Annotated in this window: 15 protein-coding genes; 12 read left to right on the top strand and 3 right to left on the bottom strand. The window is 44.8% G+C overall.

The window, feature by feature from the left end:
* Window positions 1-112 precede the first annotated feature (112 nt).
* Window positions 113-508 (top strand): DUF4168 domain-containing protein, encoded by a 396-nt coding sequence (locus G367_RS0116415; RefSeq protein ID WP_020414247.1) that lies wholly within the window; start codon window positions 113-115, stop codon window positions 506-508.
* A gap of 32 nt (window positions 509-540) precedes the next feature.
* On the opposite strand, the gene G367_RS0116410 is transcribed toward G367_RS0116415, so the two are convergent.
* A complete protein-coding gene (locus G367_RS0116410) occupies window positions 541-858 on the bottom strand; it encodes a helix-turn-helix domain-containing protein (RefSeq protein ID WP_020414246.1) in 318 nt (105 codons plus the stop codon).
* 398 nt (window positions 859-1,256) lie between these two features.
* On the opposite strand from G367_RS0116410, the gene G367_RS0116405 reads away from it, so the two are divergent.
* A complete protein-coding gene (locus G367_RS0116405; RefSeq protein ID WP_245556709.1) occupies window positions 1,257-2,291 on the top strand; it encodes an AraC family transcriptional regulator in 1,035 nt (344 codons plus the stop codon).
* A gap of 130 nt (window positions 2,292-2,421) precedes the next feature.
* On the opposite strand, the gene G367_RS0116400 is transcribed toward G367_RS0116405, so the two are convergent.
* Window positions 2,422-3,666 carry an OmpA family protein gene (locus tag G367_RS0116400; RefSeq protein ID WP_020414244.1) on the bottom strand — a complete coding sequence of 415 codons (1,245 nt, stop codon included), beginning with the start codon at window positions 3,664-3,666 and terminating at the stop codon, window positions 2,422-2,424.
* Between the two features lie 383 nt (window positions 3,667-4,049).
* Here G367_RS0116400 and G367_RS0116395 point away from each other — a divergent pair, with 383 nt between their 5' ends.
* The 5 genes from G367_RS0116395 to G367_RS24045 all read left to right on the top strand — a co-directional run bounded on the left by G367_RS0116395 (window position 4,050) and on the right by G367_RS24045 (window position 11,041).
* The gene (locus G367_RS0116395; RefSeq protein ID WP_020414243.1) at window positions 4,050-5,261 is read left to right on the top strand and encodes an acetyl-CoA C-acetyltransferase; all 1,212 of its coding nucleotides are present in this window, start codon (window positions 4,050-4,052) and stop codon (window positions 5,259-5,261) included.
* Window positions 5,262-5,274: 13 nt separating this feature from the next.
* The gene (locus G367_RS0116390; RefSeq protein WP_020414242.1) at window positions 5,275-7,431 is read left to right on the top strand and encodes a 3-hydroxyacyl-CoA dehydrogenase NAD-binding domain-containing protein; all 2,157 of its coding nucleotides are present in this window, start codon (window positions 5,275-5,277) and stop codon (window positions 7,429-7,431) included.
* 182 nt (window positions 7,432-7,613) lie between these two features.
* Window positions 7,614-8,762, top strand: a complete 1,149-nt coding sequence (locus G367_RS0116385; protein WP_020414241.1) for an acyl-CoA dehydrogenase family protein — start codon at window positions 7,614-7,616, stop codon at window positions 8,760-8,762.
* A 143-nt stretch (window positions 8,763-8,905) separates the two neighbouring features.
* Window positions 8,906-10,099: a CaiB/BaiF CoA transferase family protein gene (locus G367_RS0116380; RefSeq protein WP_020414240.1), complete on the top strand. Its 1,194-nt coding sequence runs from the start codon at window positions 8,906-8,908 to the stop codon at window positions 10,097-10,099.
* 315 nt (window positions 10,100-10,414) lie between these two features.
* Window positions 10,415-11,041, top strand: coding sequence for a hypothetical protein (locus G367_RS24045; protein ID WP_020414239.1), 627 nt, complete (start codon window positions 10,415-10,417; stop codon window positions 11,039-11,041).
* 70 nt (window positions 11,042-11,111) lie between these two features.
* On the opposite strand, the gene G367_RS24040 is transcribed toward G367_RS24045, so the two are convergent.
* Window positions 11,112-11,657 carry a carboxymuconolactone decarboxylase family protein gene (locus tag G367_RS24040; protein WP_020414238.1) on the bottom strand — a complete coding sequence of 182 codons (546 nt, stop codon included), beginning with the start codon at window positions 11,655-11,657 and terminating at the stop codon, window positions 11,112-11,114.
* A gap of 723 nt (window positions 11,658-12,380) precedes the next feature.
* Between G367_RS24040 and G367_RS25730 the strand changes: the two genes are divergently transcribed.
* The 5 genes from G367_RS25730 (at window position 12,381) to G367_RS0116350 (ending at window position 17,988) form a co-directional block, all read left to right on the top strand.
* Window positions 12,381-12,710 (top strand): ATP-binding cassette domain-containing protein, encoded by a 330-nt coding sequence (locus G367_RS25730; RefSeq protein ID WP_169337128.1) that lies wholly within the window; start codon window positions 12,381-12,383, stop codon window positions 12,708-12,710.
* A 44-nt stretch (window positions 12,711-12,754) separates the two neighbouring features.
* Window positions 12,755-13,603: an ATP-binding cassette domain-containing protein gene (locus G367_RS0116365; RefSeq protein ID WP_026305186.1), complete on the top strand. Its 849-nt coding sequence runs from the start codon at window positions 12,755-12,757 to the stop codon at window positions 13,601-13,603.
* A gap of 78 nt (window positions 13,604-13,681) precedes the next feature.
* Complete coding sequence (locus G367_RS0116360) at window positions 13,682-15,214, top strand: cryptochrome/photolyase family protein (protein ID WP_020414237.1); 1,533 nt, start codon at window positions 13,682-13,684, stop codon at window positions 15,212-15,214.
* A 384-nt stretch (window positions 15,215-15,598) separates the two neighbouring features.
* Window positions 15,599-16,912, top strand: a complete 1,314-nt coding sequence (locus tag G367_RS0116355) for a hypothetical protein (protein ID WP_020414236.1) — start codon at window positions 15,599-15,601, stop codon at window positions 16,910-16,912.
* Window positions 16,913-16,923: 11 nt separating this feature from the next.
* Window positions 16,924-17,988, top strand: a complete 1,065-nt coding sequence (locus G367_RS0116350) for a hypothetical protein (RefSeq protein WP_020414235.1) — start codon at window positions 16,924-16,926, stop codon at window positions 17,986-17,988.
* Window positions 17,989-18,060 lie beyond the last annotated feature (72 nt).

Here is an 18,060-nt window from a genome sequence, read left to right as displayed (position 1 = left end):
AGCTGAAAGCACTAAGCTCTCACCTAGTTCCGTACATAACGCCCATTGCCCTAACGTGACGCTGGGTGCTCCCTCTGAGAAGCAAAAGCGTCCACCGACTTTGGAGTGCCCAATGAAGCCCTTTGCCAAATTCCTAACCCTATTTGCCCTGCTGCTCACTGTCCCATTCGTCGCTGCACAACCCGCGTCCCCTCAGGCTAACGCCCCGAAAACCAGTGCCCCCAAGGTATCCTTCAGTGAACCTCAGCTCAAGCAGTTTGCCGACGCCTACCGTTCTATTGTCATGCTGAGTCGGGAATATGCCCCAAAACTTAAGGCTGCTGCTGATATCAAGGAAGCCGAGGCTCTTAATAAAGAGGCCCAAGGCAAAATGATTGCGGCAATCGAGAAAACAGGCTTATCCAAGAGCAAATACCAGGAAATAGCCAACAGCATTAAATCCAACCCGGCACTGTTGGAGAAAGTTAATAAGATACTGCAACAAACCCATACCAAGCCGCAGCAATGAATACAGGCGGCACATCAACCTGATGTGCCGCACTAGTCATCCAGGGTGATTTCCAACACCTGGCAAATGGCCGGCAAATTACTTTTCACCCAGACTCGGTCAAAAGACCCCCAGTCTCGCAGCAGATAATAGCCATCGTTGTGGCGCACTCCCTCCTGGACGAATTCCACTCGGGTTCCGTGACCAGGCAGCCCCTTGGCGATTATGTCCTGCACTGTGCGGCGCGGCCAACCAGTCACCTCTTCCAGGGCCGGATTATTCGGGCGGGGAATCTGCTCAATTAAGTATGCAATCAACATGCGCCGACAGATTGTCGGATTCAGCTGGCTCTCAACAGTTGCGGACGGCATTTGGCCACTCCCTCATTGGCATGTAGCTTAATTGTTAACCTCTATGACCTTGAGGTCTAGTGATTAGACGACCTCATCCTCTCCCGCCGCAGGCCTTTTTCCAAAGTAAGCTCTTCCAGCGAGCTACCCGATAAGCACTACAACGAAACGGGATGAAATTTTTCGTTTAAACCTAAATAATGAATAAAAACATGTAATTAGCAGCAGAGATTTCAATATTAGAAAAGAGCATCAGGAACATTTCGCGCCATTCTATTGATCGATAGAGGTCACCTCCCTTATCACTTTGTTACTCCCACCGGCGATAAACCTGACTTTCTGACGCGCATTGCGCATAATCCATGCCTGCACTTGAGCGAAAATATGCAGCTTACAAAATAAAGTTGAGGGCTGAGAGAGTGGAAACTGAAAACCCCAAACTCCACGAGGACCCGGGTATACCTGCCACGGTCGTGCGCGCCCAACTGGTTGGTGCCCACAAAGCAGGATTGGACTGCTTGCAGATACTGCACGACAGCGGTATAGATCCCACCCTGCTTGAGGACCCTGATAACCGCATCAGCCGCGATCAGATGGCCAACCTGCTACGCAGGGAATGGGATCTGCTGAATGACGAATCGGGGGGCTTTCTGGCTCGTCCGTGGCTGCCTGGCACCTTCGCCATGATGGGACATGCCTGTATCAGCTGCCCAAACCTGCGTCGTGCCCTTCTGCGCTCCGGACGGTTTATCAGCATGGTCAGTGATGACCTGCATATCAAATTGGTGGAGGATGGCGAGGAAGCTCGCTTGATTATCCATCACACTAATGACAAGAACCTGCCCAACCAGATTTTTGTCGAGTCTATCGCAGTTATATGGCTGCGCTTCTTTAGCTGGTTGATCGATCGCACCATTCTCCTTGAGCGCGTTTTACTGGCCTTCCCTCAGCCAGATTACAACGAAGATTACAGTGAAATGTTTCCCTGTCGGCATTATTTCAATCAAGCCGAAACCTGCTTGGTATTCAGTACTCGCTACCTGCAAATGCCACTGGTGCGCGATGAACAGCAACTGGCCGAATTCTTGTCCCGTGCTCCCGAGTGTCTTCTCACCCAATACAAATCTGACCACAGCTTCACCGGCCGCATTAGGCGTATGCTGCAACAACAAAACAGCATAGAAAACCTATCCCTCGACGATGTAGCCGCACGCCTGTATACATCCCCACAGACGCTTCGCCGAAGACTCAAGGAGGAGGGTAATAGCTGGCAGGATATCAAGGACTCAGTGCGCCGAGATATGGCTGTATACCAGTTAAAACAACAGGAGACTGCAGTAGCAGAAATTGCCGAGCGACTTGGCTTTTCCGAGCCCAGCGCCTTCAACCGCGCCTTTAAAAAGTGGACAGGCCTTGCCCCCGGCGCCTACCGGGAAAAATTCCGCAATGATTAAAGAAAATCCGAAAACTAAATTCTCTTTGGCTTAATGCAAAAATCAGAAAACTAATTGCCCCAAAATACAGCCCCACAAAATTAGCGGGGCTTTTTGCTCCTTTGATTTTCACGAGCTCTGTTATCAATTTTCAGTTGCTAAAAGTTACCACCCGCACGCTGATACGCTCATTGCTCATCTTTCTCTGTTCTCTCTTCTCTGCTTCATCCTCTGGGACCTCCTTGGCAGATCCCATACCGGTAGCAGTAATTCTGTTAGCCGCGATTCCCTTCTGCAAGAGTATCTCCCGCACTACATCTGCACGCTCCTGGGAAATCTCCTGTTCCCGGATTTCATTACCCTCACCCTTTACATGCCCCTCAATAGCAATGCTCAGGTTCGGGTTTTCCTGCATTATTTTTGCCAGAGCATTGATATCAGGTGCCGAAGGATCGAGAATCTTCGCAGTCCCCCCTTCAAATTGAACCCTGAGTGGAAACTCCCGGTCAGGCTCCCGGGCAAAACTCTTCAAATAGTCGCGCAGGTTGCTGGCAAAATCATCCGGTCCAAGTTCCGCCTGGGCATTGCTATCGGTTAATGGGGAGTCTCCAACGGGCTCAGAAGGCGATTCCATAAAAGCCTGCTCCTGAGAAGTCAAAGAGGGGCGATTCTCAGGCGCCTCCTCCCTTCCCTTATCCATGCACATATTCAGCGCATAAAGAGCCACCAATACAAGTAACAGCGGAAAAAACCAGCTGCTGAAACTTACTGGTTTACGCTTTTCACCATTACCATGCAGAGCTTCTGGGCGGGGTTCTTGTGGTTTGGCATGGCCGTGAGTAATCAGTGATGCACCCAATTGATCAAAGCTGGGAACATTTAGGGCTTTGAGCAATGCATCGGGGACTTTGCCCTGGAGAAATTCACGTTGGCCGATCAGGAAAGATGCCAAATCAGAAACATCCATTTTGTGCATCTTTACTTGGCCATTCAGTAAGGATGTAACAATTGGCAGGGCCAACTGGAGCAGGCGGCTGCCATCGCCACTAGGCAATGTCGATGAAGCCAGTTTTTTCACTTCTTCAGTACTGGTACCAAAAACCTTTTGCAACATTCCTGCGCCGGTTTGCAAAATGGCACCGAGTTTGTCTTTGTCAGAAAAACTCTCTGTTACCGTCGAGAGGTCCAGTGCCTCGTTATCGGTAATCATATTGAATAAATATCCCATACCGGTTTTGCTGCTGGCTTTATTCAGCATACCGGCCAGGGAATACGCGATACCACTATCCAGTGCCGCTTGGCCTTTCTCTGCCGGAATATTGAGGGCCGAAGCCAGCGCACCAGTGCCCGAAGCACCCAACTGGCTCGCTGCTATTTCCAGTAGATTTTCTGCCATAGCCAAACCTCACTGCCAATATTCGCGCAATCTGCCAATGGCCTTCTCGGGTCCCAGTACGCGAAAAATTCAATATCATTCAAATATTTATTGCGTAATTACCAAGCCTTCGCCCCCAAATTGCACCCGTATTTTCTCTTTACGAAGCAAATTGATCCGCCAAAAAATTTTGGTGAACAATAAAAAATAGAGCGCCTTATTTGAGTGTACGGCAGCCGAGTCACCGGGTTAGTTTGATTTGGAATAATGAATAAAAATTATCTTCACTCACTTGATAACCACAGCAGACATCTGCGTCACCGTCCCTGTCGTCTTTCATCATTGCACCTAATCTGCACGTAACTATGGTTATACCCACAATCAAAAATAAAGAGGCGAGAACCGTGCCCACAACAGAAGCCTATATTTACGATTCAATCCGCACCCCCCGCGGAAAGGGAAAATCCAGCGGAGCACTACACGAAGTCAAACCCATCACCCTGCTTTCCGGCTTACTGCGAGAATTACAGGGTCGCAACCAATTGGACACCGCCAAGGTCGATGACATCGTCATGGGTTGTGTCACAGCAATCGGCGATCAGGGTGCAGATATTGCTAAGGTGGCCGCTCTCGCCGCTCAATGGAACCAGGATATTGGTGGCGTCACCCTCAACCGCTTCTGTGCATCCGGTGCCGAAGCCGTCAATTTGGCAGCAGCCAAGGTACGCTCAGGTTGGGAGCACCTGGTCGTGGCCGGCGGAGTGGAATCCATGTCCAGAGTGCCAATGGGCAGTGACGGCGGCGCCTGGGCCCTGGACCCTCAAACCGCTATAGACACCAGTTTTGCTCCCCAGGGTATCGGCGCCGACCTGATTGCCACCCTCGGCGGTTTTTCCCGCGAGGATGTGGATAACTTTGCCCTCGAATCACAGCGCAAAGCTGCTGCAGCCTGGGAAAGAGGCGCCTTTGCCAAGTCAATCATTCCAGTACTAGATGAAAATGGCCTGCTAATCCTGGACAGAGACCAGCTTGTGCGGCCCGACACTTCCCTTGAGGGCCTGGCAAACCTAAACCCCTCCTTTGCCGGTATGGGGGACCTGTGCTTCGACAGCATTGCCATTTCCCGTTATCCACAAGTGGAGTCAATTCACCATGTACACACCGCCGGTAATTCCTCAGGGATCGTCGATGGCGCTGCTGCAATCCTGATTGGCAGCGAGCAGGCCGGTCACGATCTGAATCTGACACCGCGGGCGCGTATCATTTCCGCAGCTGTTGTTGGCAGCGAACCCACCATCATGCTGACGGGCCCTGCACCGGCCACACGGAAGGCCCTTAAGGCTGCAGGCCTAACCCCGCAGGATATAGACCTCTACGAAGTGAACGAAGCCTTCGCCTCAGTAGTACTCCGTTTCCAGCACGAGTTGGATATCGATCCACAAAAGCTCAATGTGAATGGCGGCTCTATCGCTATGGGCCACCCACTGGGAGCCACCGGCGCCATGCTGATTGGCACTGTGTTGGACGAACTGGAACAGCGGCAGCAGCGTTACGGCCTTGTGACCTTGTGCGTGGGTGGTGGTATGGGCGTAGCAACCATAATTGAGCGGGTTTAAGGGGGACAAAAAAATGAAATCTATTCGCCTAGAAAAAGACAGCGACAACATTGTCCACCTGATTATGGACAATCCCAATGCGTCGGCCAATGTGATGGACAAAGACTTTACCGACTCTCTCCAAGCCGTAGTGGAACAACTGCAAAAACAGGACTACAAAGGCATCATTGTTCGTTCAGCTAAAAAAACTTTCTTTGCTGGTGGCGACCTTAAATCTCTCTACTCTGCTCAACGAGACGACGCCGAAGCATTTTTTGCCTCATGTGAATCGCTAAAAGCCAACCTGCGCTGGCTGGAAACCCAGGGCAAACCCGTTGTGGCTGCGATTAATGGTGCCGCACTGGGTGGCGGCTGGGAAATTGCCCTTAGCTGCCACCAGCGGATAGCCTTGGATGACGGAGCAGTTAAAATCGGCCTTCCCGAGGTCACGCTTGGCCTTCTTCCCGGTGGTGGTGGCTGTGTACGGATGCCCCGCTTATTGGGTATCCAAAATGCCCTGCCTTTCCTACTCGAGGGCAAGCAGGTGCGAGCAAAACAAGCCCTGGAAGCCGGTCTGCTTCACCAGACAGCCAGCGACGCAGATGACTTGTTAAATAAAGCGCGTGCTTTTATCCAGGCCAGCAGCGATACCCAGGTTTTACAGCCCTGGGATAAGCCCGATTACCGCATGCCTGGCGGGGATGCCAAGAACCCCAAAAATGCCCAGCTGCTAATGATCGCCCCAGCCATGCTGGAAAAGAAAACCCGTGGATGTCTACCTGCTCCCGAGGCAATCCTCGCTACCGTAGTCGAGGGCGCACAGGTAGATTTTGAAACGGCAACACGCATCGAGTCACGTCACTTTGTCGAACTCACATGCGGGCAGGTGGCGAAAAATATGATTGGCACATTCTGGTTTGCTCTCAATGAGCTGAAGGCCGGTGCCTCCCTACCTCAGGACACTCGCAAACTGGAGACTCAGCCTATACAAAAAATTGGGATCTTGGGCGCCGGCATGATGGGCTCTGCAATAGCTTATGCCTGCGCCAGTAAAGGGGTCGAGGTAGTCCTAAAAGATGTCTCTATGGAGGCCGCCCTAAAGGGTAAAAGCTATGCGGAGAACTCTCTGCAAAAGCGCCTGCAGCGCGGTCGTACCGATGAAGTGCGTATGCAATCCATCCTGTCCCGTATCCTCCCCACCGACAACGCGTCTGATCTAACCGGCTGCGAACTGGTAATTGAAGCAGTCTTTGAGGATCGCGAACTAAAAGCCAAAGTCACCCGCGAAGCGGAGGCAGAGTTAAGTAACGACGCTGTCTTCGCATCCAATACGTCAACCTTGCCCATTACTGGGCTTGCGAAAGCGTCAGCACGTCCAAAAAACTTTATTGGCATGCACTTTTTCTCCCCCGCCGACAAAATGCCTCTGGTGGAAATTATCTGCGGAGAGGAAACCGGTGAGGAAACTCTGGCCCAAGCCTTTGCTTTCGTATTGCAAATAGGCAAAACCCCTATTGTAGTTAATGACAGCCGTGGCTTTTTTACTTCAAGGGTATTCGGCTGCTTTACCAATGAAGGGATTGGCATGCTCAGCGAGGGCGTAAACCCCGCCATTATTGAGAACGCTGCTTCCCTAGCAGGATTCCCGGTAGGTCCCTTGGCAGTTAGCGATGAGGTTTCCTTAACACTAATGGGAAAAATTCGTCAGCAAACTATCAACGATTTACAAAAAGAAGGGAAAACAGCTCCTACTCATCCAGCCGACGCCGCGATAGACCATATGTTGGAACTAGGCCGTGCCGGTAAAGCTGCGGGTGGCGGATTTTACTCCTACCCAGAAGGCGGCAAAAAACACTTATGGGCAGGACTACATCAGGAGTTCCCGCTCTCTAATCAACCGCCAATAGAAGATATCAAAGAGCGCCTGCTATTTATCATGGCGCTAGAAACCTTGCGCTGCTATGAAGAGAAAGTACTGCGCAGTGTGCGAGATGCAAATATCGGCTCCATTTTTGGTATTGGCTTCCCACCCTGGACAGGTGGATCCCTGCAATATATCAATCAGTATGGCGTTGCTAAGTTTGCCCAGCGTGCGCAGCAGCTTGCGGAAGCTTATGGAGAAAGATTTTCTCCTCCGGCAGTATTGATAGAACTGGCAGAATCCAGGGAAAGCCTGAAAGACAAAGAGTAATTCCAGAAGCAGTATTTACGTACCTTTCAAACCCGTGGCCCGCAAGGTGCCGCGGGGTCAGTATTTCTGCAACAATACCTTTCTCACACAAAACCAATACAAATGAGACTATTTTAATACTGATCTAAGCACTTACTATTATCCGAAGTTCCAGATAATAACGAATAAAGATGGAGTAACTGATGATACCGAGAACTGTTTACAACGAAGAACATGAGCAATTTCGCGATACAGTGCGTAAGTTCCTCGAAAATGAAGCCATCCCCTACCATGGCCAGTGGGAAAAAGATGGGCAAGTCGATCGTGCTTTATGGAATAAAGCTGGAGAGATGGGTTTCTTATGCCCGCAAATTCCAGAGGCTTATGGCGGCTTGGAACTGGACTACGGTTACAACTCCATTCTCGATGAAGAAGTTGCCCGCGCCGGATTGTCAGGTATTGGCTGGGGACTTCATTCGAATATAGCCGTGCCTTATATCATCAAATATGGTACAGAAGAGCAGAAGAAAAGATTGCTGCCCAAGTGCATTAGCGGTGAGATAGTTACCGCAATTGCCATGACTGAACCCGGCGCAGGCTCAGACTTGCAGGGAGTGAAAACCACAGCCATCAAACAGGACGATCACTACCTGCTCAATGGCTCTAAAACATTTATTACCAACGGCCAGCATGCTGACCTCGTCATAGTAGTTGCTAAAACTGATCCCAGTGAAGGGGCCTCTGGAGTTAGCTTACTATTAGTGGATGCAGACTCTCCAGGGTTCAAGAGGGGCACCAACCTGGAAAAAATTGGTATGAAAGCCCAGGATACCTCCGAGCTATTTTTTGATGATGTAAAGGTACCGGTAGAAAATTTGTTGGGAGCCGAGGGCCAGGGATTTATCTACCTAATGCAGGAATTACCTCAAGAGCGCCTCAGCGTGGCCATCTTTGCAATGGCCAATGCTGAAGCCGCCCTGCAGTGGACTCTCGACTATGTGCGAGAGCGCAAAGCTTTTGGAAAACCTATCTCGGCTTTCCAGAATACACAATTTAAATTAGCTGAACTCGACAGTGAACTCACTGCACTGCGTGTTTTTGTAGACCGCTGTTTGGAGCTACATTATGAGAAAAGGCTCGATGTCGCTACCGCCGCCAAAGCAAAATTACTCAGTACTGATTTTCAGTGTAAATTACTTGATGAATGCGTTCAGTTACATGGCGGTTTCGGCTATATGTGGGAGTACCCCATTGCCCGTGCCTGGGCGGATGCTCGTGTCCAGCGTATTTATGCAGGTACCAATGAGATCATGAAACTGATTATTTCACGCGAACTCCTTCGCGATACCTGATCACCAGTAGCCGATTAGCTGCCTGCTTATCGGCTAGTCCTCTCACAGTACAATGCACTATCGCTAATAACTTCTGATCTCGAACTACCACGAGACCAGATTATTCACATAATCATATAAAGATAAAACAGGCTTGCGATGCTATGAAAGATCAGAATGCCCCCCTGCAAGGCCTCAAGATACTTGATTTCTCCACCCTTTTACCGGGTCCCTATGCCACTATGTTATTGGCCGATATGGGGGCTGATGTTTTACGGGTCGAGTCCCCAACGCGTCCAGATATGTTGCGCAGCTTCCCACCCATGGTTGATACTAAGCATCCCCTTTCAGCGGCGCACGCTACAATCAATCGTAATAAAAAATCCCTGGCACTTGATCTAAAAAAACCGGAAGCAAGGGAGGTTATTCGCCGTTTACTTGGGAAATACGATATTGTCATTGAGCAATTTCGACCCGGTGTTATGGATAGGCTTGGATTTGGATATGAGTCCCTTCAAATCATCCGCCCAGATATCATTTATTGCTCAATCACCGGATACGGGCAAACAGGCCCACTGAAACAGCGCGCCGGTCACGATATCAATTACCTGGCTCGCTGCGGCCTAGCCAGCTATTCAGGCAGGAGTAAAAGCGGCCCCAGCCTAAGTGGTATGCAAATTGCCGATATTGCTGGTGGTTCGCACCACGCGGTAATGGCGATTCTGGCCGCTGTATATAAGCGTCAGCAAACCAATAGCGGGACATATATTGATATCAGCATGACCGACTGCGCATTTGCCCTAAATGCCATTAGCGGAGCTAATGCCCTGACTGAAAGTTGTGATCCGAAGCTGGAAATGGAACTTCTTAATGGTGGTAGCTTCTATGATTATTATCAAACTGCGGATGATCGTCACCTGGCCGTGGGTAGCCTGGAACCGCAATTTGCTGAGGCATTTTTTGTAGGCATAGGTCATCCAGAGTGGGAAGACCGTATATTTGATGAAACTCAACAAAATCAACTTAAACAAGATATTGCCAACATCATTATCCAGCGTGAGCTTATAGAATGGATACGTGTTTTTGAAAAAAGCGACGCCTGTGTAGAACCCGTGCTCAGCTTCAATGAAGCCGCTGAAAGTTCTCTAATGCAAGAACGCAAAATGCTAAGTGTGGCATTAACAGCTAACGGAAATAGGGTCAAGCAAATAAATACCCCTTTTCATTTTGGCAATGAAAAAAGTCAACAACATATAGCAGGCGCAGATCTTGGTGAGCACAGCAAAGGTATATTATTGTCTTTGGGATTCACCCAGGACGAAGTAAAGCAAATCTGTGCTCAAAGCACTTCTTGCTAAAGACTCAGGAATAACTGGTCGTCTTTAGCAGTTCTCAATATGGACAAGCTATGACTCATAGAAATAAAGGGCTTACAGGCTAGCTAGTGCAAACTAGCTCTTAATCATCATTTTATGAAAGGAAGTACAAGTTATTAACTATTTTCAGTGTCGATTTGTTAATCAGCTCAACAATCACTGGATCTAAGAATCAGGCTCACAAAAAACAGATTCTTCCGATCACACCTAATAATGCGCTCTACCCTCTCAATTGTATTTATGGTACTGCTTGGGCATAATTTAACGTGATAAAAATAACCCTAGGATTCGAGATTTATGACAAATCCTTTCTGGCGATTTATCGCCGCCCGGAGGGCGATTTTTCGCAAGTCCTCCTACCTTCGCGTTACCGGTTGGCTTGAATCATTTAAGCGTGGCTACCCTTGTGATGTAGATGGCAATGCTCTTCCATGGATGAATTATCCTGTAATTCACTTTCTCAAAGAGCGCCTAAGTAAAGATATCAATGTATTTGAGTTTGGAAGTGGTTTTTCAACCCGATTTTATGCCGAGCGGGTATCTTCAATACAAAGTGTGGAAGACAATCCCAAGTGGTTTGAAACAATGGCTAAGCAATTACCAGATAATGCCAAAGTCATTTTGCAAGAGGCGGATGAAGATGGAGAGTATTGCCGGTCAATCAACAAATTTGAACAGAATTTCCAGCTTGTGGTAGTGGATGGACGTGACCGGGTAAACTGCTTTAAACAAAGTTTATCTCGCTTAACCGGTGACGGGGTCATATTGCTGGATGATTCATCCCGCAGTAAATATTCTCCAGCTATTGATCTTGGAAAATCTGCTGGATTTAAAGTTCTTCACTTTGAGGGGATTAAACCCACGACAACAGGTTTACACCGCACCAGTTTGTTTTATCGATCGGAAAATTGCCTGGGTCTATAATCAAGATCATTTAGCTCCGAAATAAAGTTAGTTACAACTTATCTACTCAGCCTAAAAAATAAGAAAACTATCAATGTCTCCCCATTTTAACTGGGGAGACAATGGATTTGAGAACTTCATCATTCTCAAACGGGACACCGGTTGAGTCAGAATACCTGGTCAGCATATTGAACCAACTTAACAGAAAGATTGCCCTGCATGCCATGTCATAGGTTCCATAATGATCCACAAAGGCCTTCACTGAATCTTCAGACATTTTTGCGTTATTGGTTATTTCATCACAGGCCTTGCAAAGCACCTGGTGCCAGGTTTCCAGAGGGCCTAAATCATCAGAAAGCACTATATCAACAATTTCTTGAGGGAGTGCAGCGGTCTTTCGATGAAAATTTATTTCATACTGAGAATCATTATCCTTACAAATACGATAAAGAATAATTTCCCGATCATCATCCGGCAAATAATCATCACTAAATAACGCAGAAACTACCGAATATATTTCGGGTGCAATTCCAGTCCTAGCTAGCATTAATGCGATATTGACAGGTGGTAAACCCTGCAATAACTCTTGAGTTTTATTGTCGAAGTCCTGTACTGAAGCCAACGGTATTCTGCTCATAAGGCGCTCCACAAATGACTACTTGGACAAATTAAAAAGTTTATTTTTATAATCCATCCCGAGCGACCATCGTATTGTAGGACCAACTGAAAATTAATCCCTTTTTCAAATAGTTACTCACATATAAATTATAAAATGACTGCAGCGGTAAAAATATCTTTTGTATAACCGGCAACTCACTACCAGGCTAACTGTTTAAGCCCGAAGAATAAGCAACAATGTATTCCCCTCTGGAAAAAAGTTCTTGAATCATCTTCGATGATTCATTAGGGTATATGGTTAAAATAAGTATCCACGTCCTGAATCTCCATATCTTATACTTCGATTGGAGCCATTTACGCCGATGAATTAAACTCGCACTCTATTGCGGTCCCTTTTAATCCTATGCAGGTGATTAATCCTATGCAGGTGGCGTAATTTCGACAAGAATATATCTTCCCTAAGTAGAAATACGCTGCCCAATTCGATCATCGGAGGGCATATGATAGCTATTTGTACTATTGAAAACCTTTCTCTAGCATTTGGAGATACATCTCTTTTCCAAAAAATGAATTTGGAATGACCTCCCGGTATGATCGGTCTAGTTGCGCCAATGGTTATGGTAAATCCACTTCTAAAAATACTCTGCGGGCAAACCTCAGCTGATAGCGATAGGGTATCCTGGAGAAGGCCCTACCACATGGTACAATAACCTAATGATCATCCTGAATTAAAGATCGTCGATTGTCTCGAACAAGGAAAGCTGTACGATATTTTTTAAGGTTAGAACGGGGGCATAAATCAGAAAATGATCTGATATCTTTAGCAGACTATTGGCACCTACCTCTTACTTGGCAGCACCATCTAGAAGAGGCAAATATTATTGCTCCATTAGATACTTCCTTAAAAAAATTGAGCGGTGGACAGAGAGCCAGATTACTCCTTTCCCATGCATTTTCACTTTCAAATAACTTCCTGCTTATAGATGAACCTAGCAATCACCTTGATGAGAATGGATGTAAATGGTTACGAGAAAAAATAATCAAGCATATAGGAGGAATATTAACAGCCTAAGATTTTATGGAGATGAATGCAGCACTTATATACAATAAAAAGAAGTGGAAGAAACTGCTCTACTTCAAAAAACAGAGGGTAATCGAAAAGCGTTAGACCAATTAAATAAAGTTAGACAGCAAAATATTAATAAATATGTCATTAGGCAACAGCAGGGTAAAAACAAAAGGAAACCTCAGAGTATGAGTCTTATGGATGCACAGAAGGATCGTGCAGAAAAAGGCCCTGGGAAATTAAAGCGTAATCTGGAGCAACGCCAATTACTGTTAGAAGCAAATCGAGATGGGATAAAAACATCTACAATTGATTCACAAAGATTAAGACTACCGAAACTAACTCTCATTAATTGGAATTCTAGAAAGACGATACAATTACATATCGAAGATTTACAACTCCTTTATGGCTCTTATAAGAGGCCCATATCTTTGACTCCACGCAGAGAAGACCGTTGCAGGAGTTCCGGAATATATGGAAGCGGGAAATCTACATTATTAAAGGTCATCACTGGTCAGCTAAAAGCGCGAGGTGGTGTTTACAGAAATCATGATAGTTTTTGCTATTTAGATCAGGATTTCAGCATTCTCGACAAAGAATTATCCGCCTTAGACAATCTATCCAATTTCTATCCAGGTAAAAAGGAACCTGAATGGCGTACCATACTTGGAAGCCTGCAAATAAGAAGAAATACGCCTCTGCGCCCCCTGAAGTGCCTAAGTGGAGGTGAGCAACTCAAAGTGGCGTTAATTGCAGCTACACGAGGCATTACCACCACGCTACTACTGGATGAACCGGATAATCACTTGCATCTGGCGTTCCCGCCAGCTATTAACAGATGCCATTGCAGAGTTTCCTGGCACGATTTTATTGGTCTCACACGATTTAAATTTTATTGATGCTATAGGTATCGACAGTCAACTTATACTGGACTAAGAGAAACCCCATTAATTACCCAGCAAAAGAGAACACTAACTTTGAATACGCTTCGCTTGATCCTTGGGGACCAGCTGAATTATAAACACTCATGGTACAGAGAAAAGAATCAGAAAATCATATACTTCATGGCCGAAATGCGCCAGGAGACAGACTACGCCGCTCACCATATTCAGAAGGTAGTCGCTTTTTTTGAAGCTATGCAGAATTTCGCTGAATGGCTAAAATCACGCAACAAAGAAATTTTATATTATCAATTACAAGATAGAGAGAATCAGCAAGATCTTTCTAAAAATATAAAACAGATAATAAAAAAATATGACATCAATAAATTTGAGTATCAATTACCAGATGAATATCGCCTTGATAAACAACTAGAGATTATATGTAAAGAAATACATATTGAATCTGAAACATATGATAGTGAACACTTTCTTACCAAAAGAACAGAGTTAGGTGATTTCTTTGATGGAAAAAAAACTCTTCTAATGGAGAATTTTTATCATCACATGCGCAGAAAGCATAATATTTTGATAAAAAACACAGGAGAACCTGAAGGGGGGAAATGGAATTATGATCAAAGTAATCGAAAGAAATGGAAAGGCGAGATTACAATTCCTAAACAATGCCAAATTAGAAAAGATGTAAAAAAAACACTGAGGAGAATAAATAAATCTGGAATTAAAACCATAGGAAGTATTGACCCAATAAATTTTCCATGGCCAAGTAATCGAATAGAAAGCCAAAAAATGCTTCGGCATTTTTGTAAATATTTATTACCTTATTTTGGCGATTATCAGGACGCAATGGACCCAAATGAAGTTTACTTGTTTCATAGCCGCTTGAGTTTTTCTCTCAACACCAAGATGTTAAGCCCTTCAGAAGTTATTGAGGCAGCAATTTCCCACTGGAGATCTAATAAAAAATCTATTCATATCAGCCAAGTAGAAGGGTTTGTTCGCCAAGTACTTGGGTGGCGGGAATATATGAGGGGAATCTATTGGAGAGAAATGCCTGATTATAGTAAGGAAAACAAACTAAATAACTCCAGTCCACTTCCTGCCTTCTACTGGGATGCGAACACGGATATGAACTGTCTTCATCAAACTATAAGCAATAGCCTTCAAAATGCTTATGCCCATCATATTCAACGCCTGATGATCACCGGTAACTTTGCGTTACTAACCCAAACAGATCCAAACCAGGTAGAAGCCTGGTATCTGGGAGTCTATATCGATGCTATTGAATGGGTGGAAATGCCGAATACTAGGGGGATGAGCCAGTATGCGGATGGAGGCCTATTAGCAACAAAGCCCTATGTAAGTAGCGGTTCTTATATTAATAAAATGAGCAATTACTGCAAAGATTGCCGATATAAGGTTAAGGAAAGAGTAGGAGATGATGCATGTCCGTTCAATAGCCTTTATTGGTACTTTCTACTTAAAAAAAAGAAATACCTTAATGGCAATCCAAGAATGGCAATGATGCTCAGCACATTGGATAAAATGACGAGTCAGGAGAAAAATGATATTCAGAAACAGGCAATTAGATTTCTAAGAAAGCTCTATTCTTAAGCAGGCTGTCACTTTAATTTAATTAGTACATTTAGATCAGTTAGTTCCCTATAAAAAATCTAATCGCCATACCTTATATGTGTGAAATGTATCACGATATCAACAATGACTTATTACATGTAATTACATTCCCACCACCTGTAACTTGTACGAGGATACTATTCATCCGCACTCTAAACTAATTCCACTCTGGCACTATTTTTTTATCCCGCATAGATACACAGAGAATTTTTTTGCGTATGGGCGTCCAACCTGAATTTCAAATATTTTTGAATAGAGGCGTAAAATAACAAATACCTTTTTAGTATTTTTTTAGATAAATTTATGCAATCACTCTTTCTAAAATAGCTTTGAAAACACAATGACATTGATAAGGAATCATCGATGAGTACTCTTCCCGAATCTGCCAGCAGCATGGGACTACAACCATTTGGACAGTCGGGTACTGGCCGCTCAATTATGGCTAATGGTCAACTACATGGACTGTTAGAAGGGTACAAAGAGCTTAGCTCTATACCAAGCAGCGAGGGATATCATGCTCTAGCAATTACCAGCGCGGTTAATAGTCTTCGCGGTAGCGTGGCTCCAGTTAACTCTTTTCTTAAAGAGGGTAGTTCTACACGTCGCTGCGTTATAGGGGCAGGCTTTGAAATAGAATATGAGCTAAATAATTATTATGGTGGCCCACAAACTGATGTGGTAATTATAGATATTAGACTTACTGGAGATAAATCAGAAAGCAGAAACCGAGCTGCTTTGTGGAATGCAAATTTTTCATCTTCAGTTGATAGATGGATATCTAAAGATGCCCCTGAGTACATATTGGAAAAATCATCTAAAGTATCTGGATCAAAAGAATCTCCTTTTAAAATCGGAATCAACGGCTATAGCAGGGACTTGGATCACGCAATCAACATTTTGCCATCACATATAAGCCGTGGAGATACTAATAACCTAAATAAGTTGAAAGAAAATGGTTATCTTCTATTTTATGTACCACAAAAAGGTGCGCTTAAATCTGGATGGCGATGCGTAAGAAACTTAGGAAAAAGTATCACCAGGGAAGATCTAGAGGCTGCACGAATATTAGCCAACCACATGAAAGAAGCGCATGATAAAAATTATCATGTTGAGTGGACCAGCCATAGAGGGGGCTCTAAAGTTCTTACTGAGGCAATGAAGTTACTGGCTCAGAGACAAGTAGATCTTGCTGGAAAACAGAAGGTATTTCTTAGTGACCACACATCCAGCCAATATGCTGCGGATGTAGTTCGCCGTAAAATTGGCATGAATACAGATGATGCAACATGGAATAAATCTACACCGGGAATTGCCCAGTTAATAGGAGGCAAGAACCTTGGTACGGCAGATTTAGCCATATCTGCAAATACCCTTTTTAAACATACAGAGAAAGAGAATCGTCCAGGCCAGGCTGTTGATACTCTGCACCATGGGAGAAAACTATATAAAGCTGGTAAAAAAGCAGTGCTTACGGGTACCGGTGCATGGACGATAGTAACTACCCTATCGACCAAATTTGGAATATCCTTTACTATGGCACAAACTATAGTAGGCTTACTCGGCCTCAGTGCAGCACAAACAATTTTATCCAGTATACCGAGCCTTAATGAAGGCTATCATAAAAGTGCAGCCGAGCCTTCCAAACAATTGGCACAAAAGCTCTTTTCTAAAAAATAGGCATATAAAAAATGCTGTACAATAGAAGTAAATACCCTAAAGGGCCTGACTTTCAAAAGGCCAGGAAAATTCAAAAAGAACTGTCAGGCTGTAAAACCTCTTTTTTGGCACCTCCGCAATCTGACCCCTATTCCTCAATGGGAATCTGGGAGTCAGAACCTAATATCATTGACATCAATGACTTATCAAAATTCAAACCCCTAGAATGGAGGTTGAAATCTGGTGAGTTAAGGTATTTTTCTGAAGTACAAACTCTGTGTATTTATTCAAATAGATGGGGCTTCAATGGCTTACCCATTATTCAGGGACAGCGTGGAGATGTCAGTTTTTTTATAAATGTTAATTTAATAAAAGATTTACCCGTTAATGAAACTTTATTCCACAATAGAGTATTGGCCCAAGAAACATTCAGAATTTTTGATCTTACTTTTCTACAAAACTTACACAAAGGAAGAAAATCCACCCCTTTTGATCTGACTCCGTCTAGATGGCCATCTTTTTTAGGTCCTATCAACTTTCAATGGGTTAACCAGGGGGGCAGCGATTGGCTTTATTTCGAGAGCCAACCCCTAAAAGATGACTTGGAATTGATTAACTGGAGTACTCCCATTACAGAAAAGCACTTGCTTAGCTGTCAATTCTATATTAACAGATCTTCCACGAACGCTGGAAATGCTTATCGTATAAATCAAAGTGTACAAAGAGAAAATTACTTGAGACTGACACAAGAAATCATGAACACTTTTGAAATAGAGCTAACATCCAACCATAAACAGAAATACAAACGCACTCAGTCTCTTTTGGATGCTAATGAGAAACCCATCTTAACTTGCACCAGCAAACAAATTGATAATGCAAAGCATGTCCTTCAGAGTTGGAGTGACCTGGAGTTTATAGACAGTAAAAAAAATAGTGAAGATGATCACAAAGCGTCAATCGAAGAGGTTACAAAATTTCTTGAGGATCGCATTCAACCAAAATTAATGCCAAATAGCTATCCAGCCGAAGAGGAAATACAGATATCCTCTCGAATACCCCCGAAAGAAATCCAAAAAATTTTAATTGGTGAAGAATAAAAGAATATAGATAAATATACCCAAAACAAGCTGATTGAATTACGACTACAGCTTTATAGTTTTTATATTTTA

Source organism: Microbulbifer variabilis ATCC 700307, from assembly GCF_000380565.1.
GTDB lineage: Bacteria > Pseudomonadota > Gammaproteobacteria > Pseudomonadales > Cellvibrionaceae > Microbulbifer > Microbulbifer variabilis.
This window is presented reverse-complemented; position numbering and strand designations above follow the sequence as displayed.